Below are 21,001 nucleotides of genomic sequence, written 5' to 3'. Positions count from 1 at the left end.
GATACATTAACAGCAGAGCGTGCAAAATTAATTGTCGAGCGTTGTGATCATTTATCTGATGTTTTTACTTTACGCGATATTCATCAAAGAAGTTGGACTTCTTTAAAAGATAATCAAGCCGTTAAGCAAGCTTTAGAGCTTTTATGCCGTTGTAACTATATTCGTGAAGTCTCTGGAGACAATAACCCTAAAAGCGGTCGACCTACAATACGTTATGAATGGCATCCTTTAGTAAAGGGGCATAAGACACCCCAATAAAGCATTACCCCTTGTATTTCATAGAGTGAACCTTCAAAGAACGCCTTAATGTATGAGTTTTGAAGATTTTGAGTATTTTGAGGGTTCCTTCTACCCCCCTTTATATATTTTTTTCAATCAAAAAATAAAAGTCATTATATTTCAATAAGTTATTTTTTTAACAAACAACCTATATCAAGATACAACCTATAAATACAACCCGCGGTATATTTTTGAAGGTATTTTGACGGTTTGAGAAACCTTCAAAACCTCTCTATAAAATGTCTCATAAAACTCATCAAAATACTCATTCTGATATTTTAAAGTACATAACGAATTTGTCTTGATTGACCATAAAACAAACAGCAGATTTCACTATTTTGCTGATCTGACCCCGTATCATGGGCTGTTGATAAGCACCTTAAAGACCCCTTTTGAAAAAAATATCGGCTTTTTTAGCAGTTTCCGCATTTTTCATACTATTCATTCAAAATGGATTTAATTAACTTCATTTTGATTCTTTTGATGAATATTAATCATCTCATAAGGCAAGGGATTTTTATTACAATATGCTGCAATCTATTAAGTCTGATAATGAACAATTCACTTTACGCTCCCTTTTACAATCCTATCGTGAACAGGCAACATCAAATGCTCTACGGGGGAAAGTGTTTGAAGATTTTGTGACAAAATATCTTATGTATGACCCTCTCCACTATGGGCGATATGAAAAAGTTGAGAGCTATTATGAATGGGCAAAAGAACGTGAAGATTGGAATAAAAATGATATCGGCATTGATCTGGTTGCCAAGCTTCGTCATCAAGAGGGCTATGTCGCTATTCAATGTAAGTTTTATCAAGCAGACCATCAGATCAGTAAAAAGGATATTGATAGTTTTATCGCGGCATCTGGAAAAGATATCTTTAAATATCGTCTTCTCGTTGATAGTACGGAAGTGGAATTAAGTGACAATGTGAATGCCATGATCAAAGGACAAGCGATACCCGTTTATCGCATTGACCTTCGTCATATGGAAAACAGTCGGATAGATTGGCAAATATTTGCAACAAAACAAGAAGTTCTTCTGAAATCAACAAAAGAGCCTCGTCCCCATCAAGAAGAAGCCATCAAGAAAGTCTGTGACGGTTTACAAGAAGCAGACCGTGGCAAGCTGATTATGGCATGTGGAACGGGCAAGACTTTCACCAGTTTGAAGATAGCAGAACACATAGCAGGAACAGGCAAGCGTGTGTTGTTTCTGGTGCCTTCTCTTGCTTTAGTCTCGCAAACAATTCGTGAATGGACAGCCGATGCACAAGTCCCGTTGCGTTCCTTTGCCGTGTGTTCTGATACGAAAGTAGGCAAGCGTCGTAAACACCAAGATGATATTGTTGGCATGGAAACATCAGATCTTGTTCTCCCTGCTACCACGGATGCTCAAGCCCTTGCTAAAGAAGCTTGTGAATCCCTAGCAGATGCAATGACCGTGGTCTTTTCAACTTATCATTCTATCCAAGTGATTTCGGATGCACAAAAAGAGCATGGTTTACCCGAATTTGATCTGATCATTTGTGATGAAGCACACCGTACCACTGGTGCTTCATTGGGAACTGAAGACAATGAATCTGAATTTATCAAGGTTCATGATAATGGAAAAGCAACTGATCCGTTGCTTTTAGCACTCTTAGCAAGACAGATAGACGCAAACATACGCTTGAAATTATTGAACCTTCCTTAGCTTCATTGCAAAATTTATTAATTAGCGATTGATCTGTTTATTCTAGTCTTGCTTATTTTTATGCTCGAGAGCTTTCTTTTGAAAGTGTCGTTAAATTAAATTCAATCTATTCCAAGACCCCATATTATATTTTATCTTCATTTATCGCCCACTACAGTACTGGAGCGGTTGCAGAAAAGGAATAGTTTAAACTTAAAATACGAAGAAAAACTCTCTTTTATTGAAAAAAATTATTTGGAAAACTAACTGTAATGGGTTTGTTTTAAAAGATTTAGAGAAGAGGAATAGAAAAGTTATCAATATTTATCGTGAGGATAATAGTGTGTTTATTCTTTTAGAGCCAAAGTGTGGTGATAGAAGAACGACATGGAAGGATATACTCGAGCATATTTTAGTGCACGGAATAATAAGGACAATAATGTGAGTGAAGCTTCCATACCGTAAAATTGTTTTACATAATAAAGGTGTAGCTTCTGAATAAAACGCACATAAAATATTAATTTTGTTTTTGTGCATAAATGTTTTTTTCATAGAAGAATTAATTATACATCAGCGCGAAAATTGTAAAAGTCTCAAAAAAGAAATTTTGTTTTCTTAAATTTAATGATCTAAAATGAAAATTGTAAGAATGCATGTTTTTAAACAGGATGTATGATGCATATCAACTGGTATTTATTTTAAAGGATAGTTTATGTTCACTTCAAATTTGAAGGAACGCATTGCTTTATTTGAAAATAGAACTTTTCTCTATTTTACTTTGAGCGGCTTATTTGCTACATTTGGAAGTGGACTAAATTATATTACATTGTCATGGCTCGCTTACAATCAGACGGGCTCAATCCGTGGTGTAGCGTTGATGATGCTTTTTCTTTGGACGCCTGGCATTATTTTTGCGCCTATTTTGGGCATATTGGCAGATAAATATAACCGTAAAACGCAGATTATTATTTCAAATCTTGTGAGAGGTTTGGTAATCGTAAGCTGGGTAATGCTTTGGCATTTTGGTATAGAAATTGAATTGATGGTCTTATCTGCTCTTTTGGGTATTTTTATCCCTTTTTATATGCCATCAGCTATTTCTTTAATTCAAAGTATTGTGCTGAAGGAACAGCTCATCAATGCAAATGCAACCATCGATATGGTTTATGAACTTGGCACGATCGTAGGTATGGGCTTAAGTGGATTGATACTCGCCTATGCAGGAATAAAAGGAACTCTTCTAATAGGTGGTATATTCTTTATCATTGCTGGTTTATTTAATTTTGCAATGAAGGTACCTAAAAACCGAAGATCTAAAAATCAAAACCAGCAAAATTGGTGGGAAAATTATACAGCATCTCTTCATTATTTTAAGCAGAATCCGGCTCTTTTTGTACCTTATATAAGCCAGATGATTATTATGACTCTTTTGATGACCATTCCTGTTATTCTCGTTCCTTATATACAAGAGGTTTTACATGCGGATAGCAGGATCTTTGCAATACTGGAGGTGCTTTATTCTATGGGTGTATTGACAGGTGCGTTTTTTTCACCACCTCTTTGTAAAGTTTTATCTATCAGGAAAACATTAGCCATTTTATTAGCTTTTATGGCTATTGGCCTCGCTATTCTATCTGTTAATACACACAATTTTGTTGTTTTTCCTGTTTACTTTATGATTGGATTTGGACTTTCGAGTTGGGCTCTTTCGATTTCTTTATCACAACTCTCTTGTGATCCTGAATACCAAGGAAGATTGCAGGCAAGTTTTAATGGTATCTCTGGATGCTTGATCCTCGGAGTCTACCTCATTATGGCAAGCGATAACAGTAGCATATCACCTCAATCGATATATTTTTTTCAAAGCATTGTTGCGTTTGTTGGAATACTCATAGTGCTGTTTTATAAACATGAAAAACAATAAATTACATTTAAGTGTGGACAATATACACTATTTTATAAACATTTATGCTGCAGCATATTTCACATTTTGCTTTTAAAGGAGAGTTGAGAAAATGTAAAAGTTGGTACTTAATGAATAAAGCATAAATTGATGTATGCTAGAGAGTACCCTTTATTTTTTGATAATGACCCCAAAAGAATTGATGCGTTTCTTTAATTCATCTCACTGCTGTTAAGAAGACGAAAACACAACACTTTAAATCTTCTTGAAATTTTTTTATTTAAGCGCAATAGAAAGCAAAGCGATGAGGTAATATCTTATCATACAGGAAAGTATTGTATTATTTTTGTTTTTCAAAATCCATATGAAAAATTGTATCAATTTCATCTTCATTGGAATGAGTATTTCTACGACGATGTAAAGCTTGCACAATCTCTTTTTTTAAAACAGCATCTGTTTCACTTAAACGGTGAATACTGAGTTCCAATTCAAGAGATAACGCCAAATCCACGCACAATTTAAGCTCTTCTCCAATGTCGAAACCGCGTTGATAGTCGTCATAAAGACCAACCAGTGTATCAGATAATTCTTTATCGCATAAAGAGGTCATGCTTAATTCCTCAACGTTGCGGGTTTCCATGCAGCTTTTTTAAGTATCACTCCACCATCATCACTTAGAATTGCCATGTATACGAACCTCATGGTTTTGTCAATTTTCTGAAAAATACGCGCTTTTAAATCAAAGCCTATTAAAGATTTTATTACTCCAAGATTTTGAAGCGCTCAATTGTAAATATGGGTAGCAATGTGTTTACTATAGAACTTATAGCATAAAATACATTTCCAAAAGGCTTTTAATGTGCGTAGAGGAGGAGTATTCTGACGATAAATAAAACACCTTAAAATCTCTATTGCCAATTACAGCTAAATCAATGCCATTAATATATTAAAATAAGCAAACAGGGTTTGTAAACGTCTAACTTTTTAATAACGAATGATAATCTCATTTTTTGTAGAATACCAATTATTTTGCTTAATAAATTCAATATATTGCTCTGATTAAAGATAAAATGGTTCATAAAAAGAATGACGAGTAGAGATATAAACAAATTGATTAAAAAAGAGGTTAATATAGTGTCATTTCTGAAATGTTTGTTGGTTGAGGGAAAAGATGCTGACAACAGTGTAAGTACAGTAGGTTATGTGGGAGAAAAGCTAAAAAACAGCTTCTTTTCGATTTGTGATATTTAAAAAATTTATACAACAGGGAAAATACAATGACGATGTTTTGTTTCTATAGAAGGATAACAGACATATACGCGATAAGAACAAAAGATCATTTATAGCACTTTTGTCTTTTTATGAAGATGATAAGATGAGCACGTTGGAACTTTTTACAGAGCGTGTATCATTATATTAAGAAAGATTTCTTTCAAAGATAATGCATTATATATTGAAACAGCTTATCTCGCAACAAAGAGTGAGATTATCATGATAATCGTTATCTATTACATTGTGCTATAAGTTAAAAAAATCATAAATTTGTGTTTATAAGAACAGCTATTTTATTGAGAAGTATTTTTACAAATTTATAAAAAATTATTTTTTATACTCTTGCCATTTTGCTGATGCGCTTTATTTGAAAAGTAGAATTGCTCTTTAGTGAAACTATTTTGTTAAGAGATAAATAGCAGTATTTTTTAATGGAGATTACGGTATATTTTCAAAGTCTTGTGTTTTTATTGATTTTTTAGCTTGAATCCCTCTAGCTAAAAGGGTTGGGGACTTTTCTAGATTCGATGTTGTTGCAGAGATTTTAGGGCGATGCCGTAAAGATAGCGGTATCGTAAGGGGGAGAGTTTTGTCTTGATTTATTGGTTTTTGAAGCGCGCAAACAAGGGTTTTACCACGTGTGTTTTAGCGCGTTGTAATGATGTTGAACTCTGTTGGAGGAGGTTCTTATGAAAAAAAAATATTCCACACCAAATTTAATTAAAGTTGTCTCTCTTAGTACGGTAATGGCGACACTCTTATCCAGTGTTTCTCCTGTTTTTGCTGCCAATCTCTCAATAACAGGAGATCTTGTCAGAAGCACGAGTGGTACTGATGTCCAATATCCGCATGGCAGTCATGGTAGCATTGTTTTTTCTGGTGATGATGATTACTGTGGTGTGGATAATGTGATTGGTCGTGGTGGTAAGCAACAGCAAGCAATTCCTGATGTTAATCGAATAACTGCAAAGGAACAATATAATAGATTTATTAATGATCAAGAATTTGCTTCCCGTCATCCTTATGGCACGACCACTGAAAAGGTCACTTGGGCTGGTGATGGCTTGACAGTTAACAGTCGTAGTCAGCCGATGGGTGGCTATATGGGAGCTATTAGTACTCGTGGTATCGCCAATGCTCTGCCTGAGGCTTATGGTGTTTATTCTTTTGCAACCGGTTGTGGTTCTGCTGCGACGGGTAATTATTCAACCGTATTTGGTGCAGGTGCAACGGCGAAGGCTGGAGGAGCACAAGCTTTTGGTGTTTCTGCACTTGCAGGTGGTATAGCAAGTGTGGCTATGGGGGTAGGATCGGAAGCGTCGGGGACATCTGCAGTTGCTATTGGTGGACTTGCAACTGCTTCTGGTAAAAATAGCATTTCTATAGGCGAGAGTTCTCAAGCTACGCAGGACGATGCGATTGCGGTTGGTTCAAATGCAGAAGGGAGCGGTATAAATAGTGTTGCTATTGGTAAGTTTGCATCTGCATCTGGTTACAACAGTGTTGCATTAGGGTTACAGACCAAGGCAAGTAACGACTACACGGTTGCTATAGGCTCAAAGGCTGAGGCTCAAGCTCTTGGTTCTATTGCAATAGGTGGTGGAGAACCTGCAGACAACGGGAAAGAAAGAAAAGTAATAGCGAAGGGTAAAAATTCGATTGCTATAGGGACTCATACTTTTGCTGAGACGGCCCATTCAGTTGCAATTGGTATAAATGCACAAGTACTTGTTATAGATGGTGTGGCTGTGGGTGGAGGGGCTGTCTCTCGTATTGATAAGCATGCTTTGGGTTATGATCCTGTAACAAATACTGTAACAACAAAGAGTGATCTTGCATGGAAAAGTACTGCGGGTGATTTTAGTGTTGGTAATACTAATCAGAATTTAACGCGACAAATTACAAATGTTGCAGCGGGGAGTAAAGACACTGATGCCGTCAATGTTGCACAGTTAAAAGCTATGAGAGATGTTATGGCGGGAGCAGGAGGCGGCTGGAAAATTTCTGTTAATGACGAAGGTTCTACAGATGTTAATCCAAGCGATATTGTAGATTTTTCAGTGAGAAGTAACGGCGGAGTAGGAAAAGACAACTTAAAGATTGAAAAAGACAGTGCAAATAATAAGCATAAAGTCAAATTTGCTTTGAGTGATACTCTTAAGTTGACGAGTGTCACTACAGGACAAAGTTCTATGAGTGACGATGGTTTTATGATCACTAATGGGACAAAAATAACTATAGATGGTATTGATGCTGGCAATCAACAGATTACAGGAGTAAAAGACGGGACTGAAGATGATCATGCAGTGAATTATAAACAGCTGAAGGAAGTAAAAGAAGCAGCCAAAATGCACTGGCAACTTACTGTTAACGGTGAAAATCCTATGTCTATTGGACAGAACAATACGGTAAATTTTACATCTGTTGGTAAGGAAGGTGGCGGGAATATCAAGATTGTAGGAGATGGTAGACGTAATGTTACATTTGATTTAGCTGATGATATTACAGTGACAAGTGTTACTGCCGGTAACAGTTTTATGAATAATGATGGTTTCATGATTACTGGTGGTCCTAATATGACTACTGCGGGTATTTATGCTGGTGATAAAACGATTAAAGGAGTAGCGGCAGGGGAAGACGATACCGATGCAGTAAATTTTGCACAATTAAAAAAATTAAGAGAAGATGCAACACAAGGTTGGAAGCTCTCTGTTAACGGTGAAGATGCTACATATGTTAAGGCTGGTAGCACAGTAGATTTTGTAGGTGTGAATGCAGAGGATAGTAATGAAGAAAGTAAGAATATAAAAATTACCAAAAACGATGACAATACTGTAAAGTTTGATTTAAATGATATTGTCAGAGTTAAACGGATAATAGCAGGTAAGGCGAATGTAAGCGATAATGGCTTCGTGATTACTGGTGGTCCTAATATGACTACTGGAGGTATTTATGCTGGTAATAAAAAGATTACGGGAGTGCTAGCGGGAACTGATGCTGAGGATGCAGTAAATTATCAACAGTTGCAAGATTTTACAGCGAGAATTAAAACGGGTTGGAAACTTGCTGTTGAAGATGAAGAGGCTACAGATGTTGAGGCAGAGAGTACAGTAAAGTTTGTAGCTGCTGCGGATAATGATAGCCACAAAAATATCAAAATTGTAAGAGGAGGTGATAACGCAGTAGCATTTGATTTAGATGAATTGATTAAAGTTAATAAAATAAAAGTAGGAGAAGAAGTTACTATAACTGATAATGGCTTAGTGATTAAACGTGGCCCAAGTATAACATATGGCGGTATTGATGCTGGCAACAAAGAGATTAGAAATGTGGCAGAAGGTCAGTTAGGCATGGATGCAGTTAATCTCAATCAGTTGAAAGAAGTAGAAGAGAAAATAAAAAAAGTAGCAGACAATAGTCTTGTTAAATGGAATGAAGATGGGAAGCTCATTACCATTGGTGCCGAAAAAGGTGGCGCGAAAATTGATATTACAGGTAACGAGGGAGACCGGACTATTGCGGGCGTGAAGGCTGCAAAGAATGATAATGAAGCTGTCAATAAAAAACAACTCGATGAAAGCATAGGAAAGATTAACAACAATATTGAGAATATAAGTGCCTCTGCAGTTCTTTACGATAAAAATGATGATAGCACTGTCAATTATGAGAGTGTAACTTTAGGAGGTAATAAGGTTAACGGGCAAGTTGCTCTTCATAATGTCAAAGATGGAGAGATTTCCGATCAATCGCATGATGCAATTAATGGTAGCCAGATTAACAAGATATCTGGAGATGTTGCAAAATTTTTTGGTGGTGGTACTTCATTCGATAATGGTGTCTTTAGAAGACCGAGATATAATTTAACTACTATTGATGAAAATGGTCGGGTAGAACAGAAGGAACATAATGATGTTGGATCGGCTTTGTCGGGGCTTGATATGAATATAAGGCATGTTAATCAGCATTTACTCTATGCAATAAATGATGTTGCTAAATATTTTGGTGGTGGAGCAGGATATGATGAAAATGGAGAATGGCACGCTCCTACTTTCAAAGTTTATCAGATCAACGATAATGGTACTGTCTCTAAGCAGCCTTACTCAAATGTTGCTGATGCTTTTGAAGGCGTGAATAATTCTTTCACGAATATTCATAATCAGATTTTAGATATAAAACAAAATAGTTTAGTTCAGCAAGAAGAAAAGTTCGGACCTATCACCATTGGTGCTAAAACAAGTGGGAGTGTAATCAATATTGCAAATAATGAAGGCAGTGGTCGGACTATTTCTGGTGTTTTAAAGGGGCGGGTTGCTGAAGATTCAACTGAGGCAGTGAATGGTGCTCAGCTTTATAATATAGGTACTAATATAACAAAATATTTTGGTGGCAGTACAGATGTACTTTCCGGTATAGAACCAACCTTCCTTATTCAGGGGCAGACACATCGTAATGTTACGGATGCATTTACTGGTGTGAATGTTTCTATTACGAATCTTGATAATAAGATTATTGAAATGAAAGAAAATAATCTTGTGCAACAAGATAAGAAGACAAATATTATCACCATTGGTGAAAAAACAGCTGGTACTGAAATCAATATTGCAGGATACGCTGGTGTCGCCCGTTCTATTTCTGGTGTAAAAGCGGCAGAGAAGGACGACGAAGCTGTTAATAAAAAGCAACTTGATAAAAGCATAGAGAAAATTTCTAAAGATATTGATTTTGCAAGTGCTGCTGCAGTTCTCTACGATAAAAATGAAGATGGTAGCATCAATTATGGTAGCGTGACCTTGGGTGGCAAGAACAATGTCGGACCAGTTTCTCTCCTTAATGTTAAAGATGGCAGAATTGCTGCGAATTCAACTGATGCCATTACCGGTAACCAGCTTTATCTCATGAGCAACCAATTGGCTGCATATTTTGGTGGTGGTGCTGGCTATAATAATGGAAAATGGAACGCTCCTAATTTCAAGGTTGCTCAATTTAATGCCGATGGTACTGTTGGGGAGGAGAAAAACTACAATAATGTTGCTGAAGCACTTGGTGGCATTAATGGCGGTATGGTAAACATAAATAACCGTATTGATGATGTCATCAACAAGGTCGATTCAGATGCTTTAAAGTGGAACAATGATAAAAAAGCCTATGATGCTGGTCGCGATGGCAAGCCAAATAAAATTGTCAATGTAGCAGATGGTAAAATTGCAGAAGGCTCGAAAGATGCAGTTAATGGTGGGCAACTTTGGAAAACCAATGAACGTGTCACTGGTGTCGAAAAAGATGTGAAGCATCTTACCAACAGAGTCGACAATATTTCCACTACGGTTACGGATATTGGTGAAACGGTTTTCAATATTGAAAACAAAGTTAACGATATTGCTGAGGACGCTGTTCGTTATGACAGAGATGAAAATGGCAAAAAGACCAATAAAATTACATTAGCGGGTGGTGATGCTAGTGAACCTGTTTTGATTGATAATGTAGCAGATGGTAAAATTGAGAAGGGATCAAAAGAAGCTGTAAATGGTGGTCAACTCCATGACTATACTAAAGAACAGATGAAGATTATTCTTGATGAATCCAAGCACTACACAGATCAACGAGTTAATAATATTGTGATTGATGCGATTGATGATGCTGTTGATCAGTCTAAACAATATACAGATATGAAGTTTGATGTTTTAAACTACAGTATTGAGAGTGTGAAAAAAGAGGCAAGACAAGCAGCAGCTATTGGTCTAGCGGTATCTAACTTACGCTACAATGATACACCTGGAAAATTAAGCGTTGGATTTGGTACTGGTTTATGGCGTAGTCAATCTGCATTTGCCTTTGGTGCAGGTTACACCTCAGAAAATGGAAAATACCGCTCTAATATATCCGCAACAACTTCTGGAGGTCATTGGGGTGTAGGTGCGGGATTCAATATGACATTGAACTGATAATAAACAAAATACATAAAAATTCCTTTTCACCCCTGTCTCATGAGGCAGGGGTGAATTGTTTTTACGTATGTAAAAATACATATATAGAGAGATTGATAAGCGCTATAATGATAAATACAGGTTTAAAAAACAGAAAAACCGGACGCTTTCAACAAAGTGAACTCCTTATTTCAAAATAAGATAATGAATTTTTTCATACATTATAAATTCATTATTTTCTGCTTTAAGTTTTAAATCTAAAAGATCTGTAGCGCTTTACAGATAGAAAAAATTTTTCGCTCTACTACAAATCTATTAAAAATCTTCCTCGTAAGACAAAAACATATATTCAAATGTATTTCAATTTTATTGGAGGAGATTATAAAAACAATATACTAAACTAACTCTAACACCTAAAAACACAACTTCTCTCTCTTTTCAATTAGTCATTAACTTTTTGAATATATTAGTAAATGTTAATTCTACAGCCGTTTTCTACGATAGAGTAGAAGATGAAGATAGCGATCCACATCAGAAATTTATAGGTCTAAGAAAGAGGAGTATTACGTTTGGAGATTCCGAAGCAGAAGTGGTTGCTTTTCAGAATGTTGATGTAGGTAAAATGACAAAAGAATCAACGGATGCAATGAATAATGGTCAACTTTATTCCTTAGACCAAGGTGTTGTAAATTCTATAGGCGGGGGTGCTGGTTATGATGAAAACGGCAAATGGCCTGGACCGAAATTTAAGGTAAAAACCTTCAAAGCAGATGTTACGGAAAGTAAAGAAGAATCTACAAGTATTGCCAAGGCATTTGATGCCGTTAATGACAGCATGACAAATATCAATGATCGTATAAAGGATGTTGAAAAAAATGTATCCTCGAATGGTCTGGCTTGGAATGAAGAAAAAGGGGGTTACGATGCTTCTCACGTCGATAATAATGGCGTTCTTAAGAGCCCAGGTAAGATTATCAATATAGATGATGGTAAGATAAAAAATCCTATTTTGTACTATTTTAATTATTTTCTCTGTATGCAGCAGTAACAATAATTAAGTAAGACTTACTTTGATCAAAACGAGGATATCTAAAATACAATGATACATCAACATTTCTATAAAAGCCTACAGAGCAAACAATGAAATTATAAATTTTAGAATTATTTTCTGAATCAGAAAGACGCATTAAAAAAATAACTTTCTTCTTGCTATTTTTCTTAATAATCTGTAAAAGGGGCTAAATGATTCGTTAAATTAAAGATACTAGAAATTTTTTTGCGAAGCGGGGCGTGGTAGATTATAGAAAAATAACACAACCACAACCATCTTATTCCAAATTTTTAAGAGATACAACTCTGAAACTGAGGTGTATGTCGCTTATTTTTACGACAAAAGCACAATAATCCTACAGAAAACACCCTAAATTACTTAGCAAACAACACACCCACTTTTACTGCAATAAAAATCCTTTATTGCCTTTTAAACACACAACCTTTCATAACAGAGCAAAAATACATCTTCTCTATGCTTATCTTATTTTTTACTCTTAAATCCAAAGGTTTTACTGCAAAAAAACAGACTCCTTAAAAGGGCAAAAACCAAACTCTTGTTAACAGAATTATCAACCAACGCTCATGACAATCTCATAGCGTTTTAAATAGTTCTTTTCCTCATTATGACAACCCTAATCTTTTATAAAACAAGAAAAAACATCTCCTGAAACATTTTATCATCAGAATATGTCTTTTTAATGTTTTTCTTATTTGGAGAATTTATTATGAAAAAAATATATAAAATGCCTAAAATGCTAGAAGAGAGTGATATTAAAGATTTTCGCTCACCTTATCGATTACCTTTTATTAAAACGCTTTCATTGGTTTCAGTAGCTGTCTTTTTATCCAATGCTTCTCCTGTTTCTGCTTGTGATACGTGGGGTAATGTATCGCAGTATTTTGGTGCTGGTACAAATATACTTAAAGATATTGCACCAACCTATAGAATTAACGGTAGAGTGTATAGAGATGTTGGCTCTGCATTATATGGTTTGGAACGTTATACTAATGAAGTCGCGGGCAATAAGCTTGTTAAGCAAGATAGCTCAGGGCTTATTACAATTGGTGCGGACGTAGGTGGCAATAGAATAAGCATTGGAAATAGCTCTCATGAATTGAGGACTCTTACTGGTGTTAATAGTGGTTGGATTTCGCCATTCTCGTCTGAGGCAGTTAATGGCTCACAACTTTTTTCTCTAGGCATTGCTACTTCTAGCTATTTTGGTGGTGGTGCTGGACTTGATAGAGGAAAATGGATGCCTCCTACTTTTACAGTTAAGGTCTTTGATAGGGATGGTAACGGAACTGAAAAGAGCTATCATAATGTTGCAGATGCCTTTACCAGGCGTAAATAGTTCTTTCACGAATCTTGATAAAAAGATTGAAAATGTAGTCATTAATTCGGCAGGGAACAACCTAGTTAAGCAAGATGATACGGAACTTATTACCATTGGTGGAAAAGTAAGTGGAACGAGAGTAAGTATTGCGAACGTTAATAATGTGGCACGGACTTTTTCAGGCGTTAAGGCTGGTTCTATTACAGCAACATCGACTGATGCGATAAATGGTTCCAATGAGTAACACTCTCGCGACATATTTAGGTGGTGGTGCTAAGTATGAAAAAGGAGAATGGATTGCTCCTATATTCAAGCTTAAAACTGTCAATTCTGATGGTAGTACTGGTGAGGAAAAGATTTACAATAATGTAGCGGATGCCTTTGCTGGTATTGCGAGTTCTATTACGAATGTTCATAATGATGTGACCAATGTTGTCAGTGATAGCCTTGTCAAGCAGGATGAAGATACGAAGATTATCAAGATTGGTGCTGAAAAAAAAGCACAGAAATCAGTTTTACCAACAGCAAAAATGAGTTGCGTACCCTTTCGGGCGTTAAAGAAGCGCAAAATGACAATGAGGCAGTAAATAAGAAACAACTCGATGTTCATATAGCAAATATTAATGACAGTATTAAGAATCTTAAGGAAGCAAGTGCTTTTTCTGTTCTTTATGATAAAAATGCAGCTGGCAGTGTTAATTATAAGAGTGTGACTTTGGGTAAAGATTAAGGACCCTGTTACACTTCTATAATGTTGCCGATGGTGCGATTTCTGAGAGTTCACATGATGCTGTTAATGGTTCATAGCTTTATACATTAGGTAGCAATGCTGCTAAATCTTTAGGCGGTGGCGCTAGCTATGCAGAAGGAAAATGGACAGCTCCTACATTCACGGTTAAGACAGTTAAGGATGATGGCAACTCAGAAGATAAGAAGTATGATACTGTTGCGGAAGCTTTGACTGAAGTTGGTACCTCTTTTACAAATATTAAAAATGAGTTTACTAAAGAGATTAAGAATGAGATTGCCAACGTGAGAGGTGATAGCCTTGTTAAGAAAGAGGCAGGTACAAATCGGATCACTATTGGTAAAGAAGTAGAAGGCAGTGAGATCAATATTGCGGATAAGGGTAGCAAAGATAGGATTCTTTCTGGTGTTAAAGAAGCAACGAAGAGTAATGAAGCGATTAACAAGGGTCAGTTTGATAAAGGTTTAAAGGAGCTCTCTGAGAGCATTCAGTCAGATGATTCAGCTGTTGTTCATTACGATAAAAAAGATGACGAAAATGGTGTCATTAATTATGTGAGTGTGACTTTTGGAAAAGGTAAGGCTTCACCTCCAATTGCACCTCATAATGTTGCCGATGGTACGATTGCCGATGGATCGCATGATGTTATCAATGGTTCCCAGCTTTATTCCTTAAATCAGACGTTAGCGAGCTATTTAGGTGGAGGAGCTGAATATAATGAAGGTCTATGGGGAGCGCCTATTTTCAAAGTTACGACCTTCAATGAAGATGGAAGTTCTGAAGAGCGTAGTTATTTGAATGTTTCTGAAGCGTTTGCTGGTGTAAGCAGTTCCTTTACGAAGCTTCATAATGAGATTTCAGACAATTCGGACAATATTGGGCAGCATGCGTTGTTATGGAGTGATGAGGATAGAGCGTTTGTAGCGCTTCATGGGACAGGGGATCAAAGAAGCAAGAGCAAACTGAAGTCTCTTTTAGATGGCGATATTTCAGAAGGTTTCACTGATGCGATTACGGGCCACCAGTTTTATTCATTGCATCAGACGTTAGCGATGTATTTAGGTGGTGGCGCGATCTATGAAGGTGGCACATGGCATGCTCCAGAATTCAAGGTTGCACAATTCAATGTGGATGGAAGTTCGTCTGACAAGGATCTATCATGATGTATCTGGTGCCTTTGATGGTGTCAGTGAGAGTATGATGAGTATCAACGACCGTATTCAAGAGGTTTCTAACAATATAGATACGAATAGTTTGAGTTGGAATGAAGAAGAAGGTGCGTATGATGCGAAGCATGATGGCAAGTCGAGTAAGATTACGAATGTTTTTGATGGTAAGATAGTAGAAGGCTCGCAAGAAGTTGTTAATGGAGGACAGCTTTGGAGCACGAATGAGAGGGTAAAAAATGTTGAGGATAAGGTAGATACGATAGATCAACATGTTAAAGATATTGCAACGTCGGTTACCGATGGCGCTGTTAACTATGACAAAGATGATGAGGGGATGAAGACCAATAGCATCACGTTAATAGGTGGGAATGACAGCGAACCTGTTTTGATAAGCAATGTAGCGGATGGTGCAATTGAATCAGGTTCTAATCAAGCCGTTAATAGTGGTCAGTTGCATGATTATACTGAACAACAGATGAAGGTAGTTCTTGATGATGCGAAGAAATATACGGATGATCAAGTTAGTAGTTTTGTCAATGATAGTGTTAACGAGTTGAAAACCTATACGGATATGAAGTTTGAGACGTTGAATTATGCTATTCAGGATGTTCGGAAAGAGGCAAGACAAGCAGCGGCTATTGGTTTGGCGGTCTCTAACTTACGGTATAATGATGCGCCGGGAAAGTTAAGTGTTGCATTTGGTACGGGTTTATGGCTCAATCAGTCTGCATTTGCTATTGGTGCTGGTTATACATCTGAAGATGAAAATATTCGCTCGAATGTATCTATTACAAGTGCTGGAGGTCATTGGGGTGTAGGTGCTGGGATTACTCTGTGGTTGAGATGATGATAGAAAAGATGATTATTATTATAAAAAAGAGAAGTATGTTAGTGAAGGTTCTGTTTGCTCTTGCCTTAATAGGCAAGGGCGAAAGCTTTGCTAAAGAGAACAATAATATTTATACAGTGCATCCACCGCACTTATCGATACCTAAGGGTGAAGCTGGTGAAACACGTCGAATTATTATGCAGTTTTATGACTGGACTTTGATTTGTGATGAAAAACAAAAGCTTAAGCAAGGTATATGTAATGTGACACAGACTGTTCATAATCAGGAAGGAAATACCATTTTTAGTTGGTCTCTTGTTTCTACGACAAATGGTCAAGCAGTAATGCTTTTTCGAACATTGCCAAATTCTGATATAAATGTTCCAATTCAAATGTTTGTGCAAGGTATTAAAAAACCTATTCTTATTCATTATACGCAATGTAATGAAACGGTTTGTTTGGCACAATCACCTGTAGGGCCAGTTTTTACTAAACAAATAGAGCAGAACAATAAAGTACGTATTTCCTATAAAATTAAAGATGGAAAGGTATTTTCTTTTACAGTGCCATTTAAAGGGTTAAATGCGGCACTTAATTCTTTGCGCCCTTAGAAATCCATCGGAGTTCCTTTAACAAGAGTCATCTTTTCATAAATTGTTGTGTTATGTTTTTGAATGTAAATTATAAGGTAAAATAAGTAGGCATTTTTATGTAATATAATATAGAGGTGATTTATTCGAAAGAGTGGGAGTTTTATGAATATAAAGTTACAATAAGTAATTGATATATAATAGAAAATAAAGTTAGTGTTTTCCACAAAGCTTAAAGAGTGATTGTGTTAGTTGTTAAAAATAAAAAATTATTAGAAATACTCAATTTAAAATAAATAAAAATACGACTTTTTTTACAATAATGAGTAGGCTCATTTCTTTTTTAAGTTTCATATGGATTTTTAGAGTGGTCTAATTAAGCATTAATATTTTTCGATTGAGGTGTTATAATAATAGATAAATTTATAATCCTAAAGAATTTTTTAAACGATAGTTTTTCTTTGTATTCACGAGATAACAGCTATTGTCATTGCATTTTGTAGGACCACGGAACTTGTATTCCAGCATAATCAAAGCTATTTTGTTTCATATAATAAATAACAAACGAGGCTAATGTGTGGATAAAGTTATTGAAGAAAAAAGTAAAAATTCTTCTTATAAATCATGTCAATGTATGGGTTGTTGCAACATTAGGAGTCAGCAAATAGTGTGATAATGCTGGTTTGTTATAATAGAGATATAATCCGTAATTGATGTGAACATAAACGATTAATTTATAGTTTTAAGCTTATAAAGGGAGAACTGCTTTCACGGCAATAATCAAAAGATTATACAAAAATCTGAATGATTCTAGCATAGAAATTTCGATGATAGAAAAAGAGGGAATGGTTTCTTGTATTTATCATTTGATGTTGCATTGTTGCTTTATTTAGGAATGAGCAGAAGAGTTTTTTCGTTTATTTATTGGGGAAAACGCTCAAGGGATAAGAGAAATGACCCCATTAAATTATGGTTTAAAACAGTCAAAGCGAGGAGAAACATACGATACCGAAGCAGATCAGTTGTATGATCAATGTGATAGTAATAAAAATAATTATTCTACATTGTCACAAACAGAGGCACGCTCTATCTTTGTTGATATAAAGAGACAACAAAGAAAAAAACAGTGTAAACAGAAACAGGTTTTTATTCAATCAGAGACAGCTTTTGGGTTTCATAGTCAGACAATGATAGATGCTCAAAAAACAAAAAAACTCAAAGTGCCTTTTCTTCGACGGTTCTCTCAAGTAAAATCTCCACCTCTTTATGCGGCACTTGATCTCGGAACAAATAATTGTCGTCTTCTTATCGCATCTCCCAGTAAACCTGGATATTTTCGTGTTGTTGATGCTTTTTCTCGTATTGTACGATTGGGAGAAGGTTTAATAAATAACGGTTTTCTTAATACACAAGCTATGGATCGTGCGATTGAAGCATTAAAGATTTGTCATTTAAAGCTAAAACAAAGGCATATTAAGCGTTATCGCTTGATTGCAACGGAAGCTTGTCGTTCTGCAGAAAATGGTAGACATTTTATTCAGCGTGTTTTGGAGGAGACAGGTCTTGAATTGGAAATTGTTGATCGGCAAACAGAAGCGCGTTTTGCTGTTACAGGGTGTAGTACACTTGTTGAACCAAATACTGACGCTATTGTGCTTTTTGATATTGGAGGAGGATCATCAGAAATTGTGCTACTTGATGTTTCTCAAAAGCGTTCTTTTCGTTTAGCTAGACAAATTATTGCTTGGACTTCTCTTCCTGTTGGTGTTGTTACGCTCGCTGAACGTTTTGGAGGGAATGATATTAGCTCAGACGACTTTGAAAAAATGAAAAGCTATGTGCGAGGGTTATTAAATAATTTTTCAGATCGTCATAAATTAGGAAAGTTAGCACAAGGTTCAAAGTTTCATCTTTTGGGAACCTCCGGTACGGTTACGACTTTAGCAGGAATGTATCTTAATTTAGAGCGTTATGATAGGAAAAAAGTGGATGGCATTTGGATGAATGATGCAGACATTACACTTATGATACAACGCTTATTATCATGGGATATAGAAAAACGTGTCATAAGTCCTTTTATTGGACGCGAGAGAGCAGATTTGGTTTTAGCTGGTTGTGCAATTTTAGATGTTATTCGGGAAGTTTGGCCCAGTCAGCGTTTAAGAGTTGCTGATCGTGGATTAAGGGAAGGAATTTTGATAGAGCTGATGTTACGCGATGGGGTATGGTGTCGTCGTAGAAAGAGCAGAGATTTCAAGCGTTAGAGAATTAAATATGGAGACAATGAATAACGATGAAAAAAACAACAAAAACACCGCGAGGTGGCTATGGAGGTTCAGGGTCACATGAATTATATCAGCGCGTAAAAAAGAAAGCAGGAACCATTAAAGCTTCATCACGACGATGGTTAGAGAGGCATCTGAATGATCCTTATGTCCATCAATCAAAAGTAGATGGTTATCGTTCGCGTGCGGCTTATAAACTCATTGAAATTAATGAGCGCTATAGGTTTTTGAAAAAAGGCCAAAAGGTTATTGATTTAGGAGCGGCACCTGGGGGCTGGTGTCAGGTGGCTGAGTGTATAGTAGGGTCAAGTGATGAAGATCCTAGCGTTGTTGGTATTGATTATTTACATGTTGATCCATTGCCTAGAGTTGCCATGTTGGAAATGGATTTTTTGCATACAGATGCACCGCAGAAATTAATTGAGACTTTAGGAACAAAACCAGATGTGGTTCTTTCTGATATGGCCGCGCCAACAACAGGTCATCGTCAGACGGATCATTTAAGAACGATTTATTTATGTGAAGTTGCGGCTGATTTTGCTCTTTCGGTTTTAAGACCTGGGGGGCATTTTTTAGCAAAGGCTTTTCAAGGAGGAGCAGAAAACACTCTTCTCACGATACTAAAACAGCATTTTAAAAAAGTCTATCATGTTAAACCACCCGCAAGCCGATCAGAATCAGTAGAACTTTATCTTTTAGCACTTGAATTTAAAGGAAAAACAAACATTCAAGAATAGCGCCTTCTTTTAAGAAGATTTAACTTTACTTAACCTATTTAAATGTGATGATTTTTTCTCAAGGAGTTATCGGCGATAGTGACAGTTTTTCTGTTATCAATGATGAAAAACTGGTAAAACTAATGTATTGCCTATAGAGGTAGAGAGATTGATTCCTCAGTGAGTGTTTCCAATGAAATTTCTTGATCAAGCTAAAGTTTATATTCGTTCTGGTAATGGAGGTTCTGGAGCAGTATCATTTCGTCGTGAAAAATTCATAGAATTTGGGGGGCCAGATGGAGGGAATGGAGGACGGGGTGGTGATGTCTGGGCTCTTGTTGTTGATGGGCTTAACACACTGATTGATTATCGCTACCAACAGCATTTTAAAGCAAAAACAGGAGGCCATGGCAAGGGGCGTAATATGACAGGTGAGAAGGGTGATGATGTCATCCTTAAAGTTCCGGTTGGGACGCAAATTTTTGAAGAAGATAATACAACGTTAATATGTGATTTAACGGAAGTGGGACAGCGCTATCGCCTTGCAAAAGGGGGGAATGGCGGTTTTGGCAATCTTCACTTTACAACATCGACAAATCGGGCACCGCGTCGTGCAAATCCAGGTTTGTCTGGAGAAGAGCGTGCAATATGGCTTCGTTTGAAGTTAATTGCTGATGCCGGGCTTGTTGGTTTACCCAATGCCGGAAAATCAACTTTTTTAGCGTCTGTAACGGCGGCAAAGCCAAAAGTTGCAGATTATCCTTTTACCACTCTACATCCTCACCTTGGTGTTGTACGAATTGATGGTCGTGAATTTGTTTTGGCTGATATTCCGGGATTGATTGAAGGAGCGCATGAAGGTGTAGGAATTGGAGACCGTTTTTTAGGACATGTGGAACGTTGTCGTGTGCTCCTTCATTTGATTTCTGCTCAAGAAGAAGATGTAGCAAAAGCATATCAAATTGTGCGTCATGAACTTGAGGCATATGGAAATAATCTAAGTGATAAAACTGAAATTGTTGCTTTAAGCCAGATAGATACTCTGACAATTGAAGAACGTGAAGCTAAACAGGAAGCTTTGCAAAGAGCAGCGGATCAACCAGTTATGATGTTTTCTGCGGTTAGTCGCGAAGGTTTAGAAAATGTGCTGCGTGCTGGTGCACATATTATTGAAATATCACGCAAAGAGGAGAACGGTGGGGATAGCAGGATTGATTGAG

At 36.5% G+C, this 21,001-nt stretch carries 13 protein-coding genes and 2 pseudogenes; 14 read left to right on the top strand and 1 reads right to left on the bottom strand.

Annotated features, from left to right (window positions below):
- The 3 genes and pseudogenes from ACFIKI_RS05405 to ACFIKI_RS05395 all read left to right on the top strand — a co-directional run.
- Positions 1-258, top strand: a pseudogene (locus tag ACFIKI_RS05405) (DUF3987 domain-containing protein); the annotation flags it as partial.
- 548 nt (positions 259-806) lie between these two features.
- Positions 807-1,889 (top strand): annotated as a pseudogene (locus ACFIKI_RS05400) (DEAD/DEAH box helicase family protein); the annotation flags it as partial.
- A gap of 778 nt (positions 1,890-2,667) precedes the next feature.
- Positions 2,668-3,879 carry an MFS transporter gene (locus ACFIKI_RS05395; RefSeq protein ID WP_375666161.1) on the top strand — a complete coding sequence of 404 codons (1,212 nt, stop codon included), beginning with the start codon at positions 2,668-2,670 and terminating at the stop codon, positions 3,877-3,879.
- A gap of 319 nt (positions 3,880-4,198) precedes the next feature.
- Here the strand turns inward: ACFIKI_RS05395 and ACFIKI_RS05390 are convergent, their stop codons facing one another.
- Positions 4,199-4,468 carry a hypothetical protein gene (locus ACFIKI_RS05390; RefSeq protein ID WP_375666159.1) on the bottom strand — a complete coding sequence of 90 codons (270 nt, stop codon included), beginning with the start codon at positions 4,466-4,468 and terminating at the stop codon, positions 4,199-4,201.
- 1,351 nt (positions 4,469-5,819) lie between these two features.
- Here ACFIKI_RS05390 and ACFIKI_RS05385 point away from each other — a divergent pair.
- The 11 genes from ACFIKI_RS05385 (at position 5,820) to obgE (ending at position 21,000) form a co-directional block, all read left to right on the top strand.
- Positions 5,820-11,072, top strand: coding sequence for a Vomp family autotransporter (locus tag ACFIKI_RS05385; protein ID WP_375666157.1), 5,253 nt, complete (start codon positions 5,820-5,822; stop codon positions 11,070-11,072).
- A 439-nt stretch (positions 11,073-11,511) separates the two neighbouring features.
- Complete coding sequence (locus ACFIKI_RS05380) at positions 11,512-12,102, top strand: hypothetical protein (RefSeq protein WP_375666155.1); 591 nt, start codon at positions 11,512-11,514, stop codon at positions 12,100-12,102.
- Between the two features lie 730 nt (positions 12,103-12,832).
- The gene (locus ACFIKI_RS05375; RefSeq protein ID WP_375666153.1) at positions 12,833-13,462 is read left to right on the top strand and encodes a hypothetical protein; all 630 of its coding nucleotides are present in this window, start codon (positions 12,833-12,835) and stop codon (positions 13,460-13,462) included.
- The gene (locus ACFIKI_RS05370) at positions 13,431-13,688 is read left to right on the top strand and encodes a hypothetical protein (protein ID WP_375666152.1); all 258 of its coding nucleotides are present in this window, start codon (positions 13,431-13,433) and stop codon (positions 13,686-13,688) included. Before ACFIKI_RS05375 ends, ACFIKI_RS05370 begins: the two co-directional genes overlap by 32 nt.
- Positions 13,681-14,031 carry a hypothetical protein gene (locus tag ACFIKI_RS05365; protein ID WP_375666150.1) on the top strand — a complete coding sequence of 117 codons (351 nt, stop codon included), beginning with the start codon at positions 13,681-13,683 and terminating at the stop codon, positions 14,029-14,031. Before ACFIKI_RS05370 ends, ACFIKI_RS05365 begins: the two co-directional genes overlap by 8 nt.
- Positions 14,032-14,476: 445 nt before the next feature.
- A complete protein-coding gene (locus ACFIKI_RS05360; RefSeq protein WP_375666148.1) occupies positions 14,477-15,355 on the top strand; it encodes a hypothetical protein in 879 nt (292 codons plus the stop codon).
- The gene (locus ACFIKI_RS05355; RefSeq protein WP_375666146.1) at positions 15,288-16,208 is read left to right on the top strand and encodes a YadA-like family protein; all 921 of its coding nucleotides are present in this window, start codon (positions 15,288-15,290) and stop codon (positions 16,206-16,208) included. Before ACFIKI_RS05360 ends, ACFIKI_RS05355 begins: the two co-directional genes overlap by 68 nt.
- On the top strand, positions 16,205-16,801 hold the full coding sequence (locus ACFIKI_RS05350; protein WP_375666168.1) for an invasion associated locus B family protein: 597 nt from the start codon (positions 16,205-16,207) through the stop codon (positions 16,799-16,801). The genes ACFIKI_RS05355 and ACFIKI_RS05350 overlap by 4 nt, the downstream gene beginning before the upstream one ends.
- Positions 16,802-17,733: 932 nt before the next feature.
- Positions 17,734-19,044, top strand: coding sequence for a Ppx/GppA phosphatase family protein (locus ACFIKI_RS05345; RefSeq protein WP_375666144.1), 1,311 nt, complete (start codon positions 17,734-17,736; stop codon positions 19,042-19,044).
- 29 nt (positions 19,045-19,073) lie between these two features.
- Positions 19,074-19,802, top strand: a complete 729-nt coding sequence (locus tag ACFIKI_RS05340; RefSeq protein ID WP_375622927.1) for an RlmE family RNA methyltransferase — start codon at positions 19,074-19,076, stop codon at positions 19,800-19,802.
- Positions 19,803-19,974: 172 nt separating this feature from the next.
- Positions 19,975-21,000 carry a GTPase ObgE gene (gene obgE, locus ACFIKI_RS05335; RefSeq protein WP_375622929.1) on the top strand — a complete coding sequence of 342 codons (1,026 nt, stop codon included), beginning with the start codon at positions 19,975-19,977 and terminating at the stop codon, positions 20,998-21,000.
- Position 21,001: the final 1 nt, after the last annotated feature.

This window comes from Bartonella sp. TT121SHDZB (assembly GCF_042193415.1).
GTDB lineage: Bacteria > Pseudomonadota > Alphaproteobacteria > Rhizobiales > Rhizobiaceae > Bartonella.
This window is presented reverse-complemented; position numbering and strand designations above follow the sequence as displayed.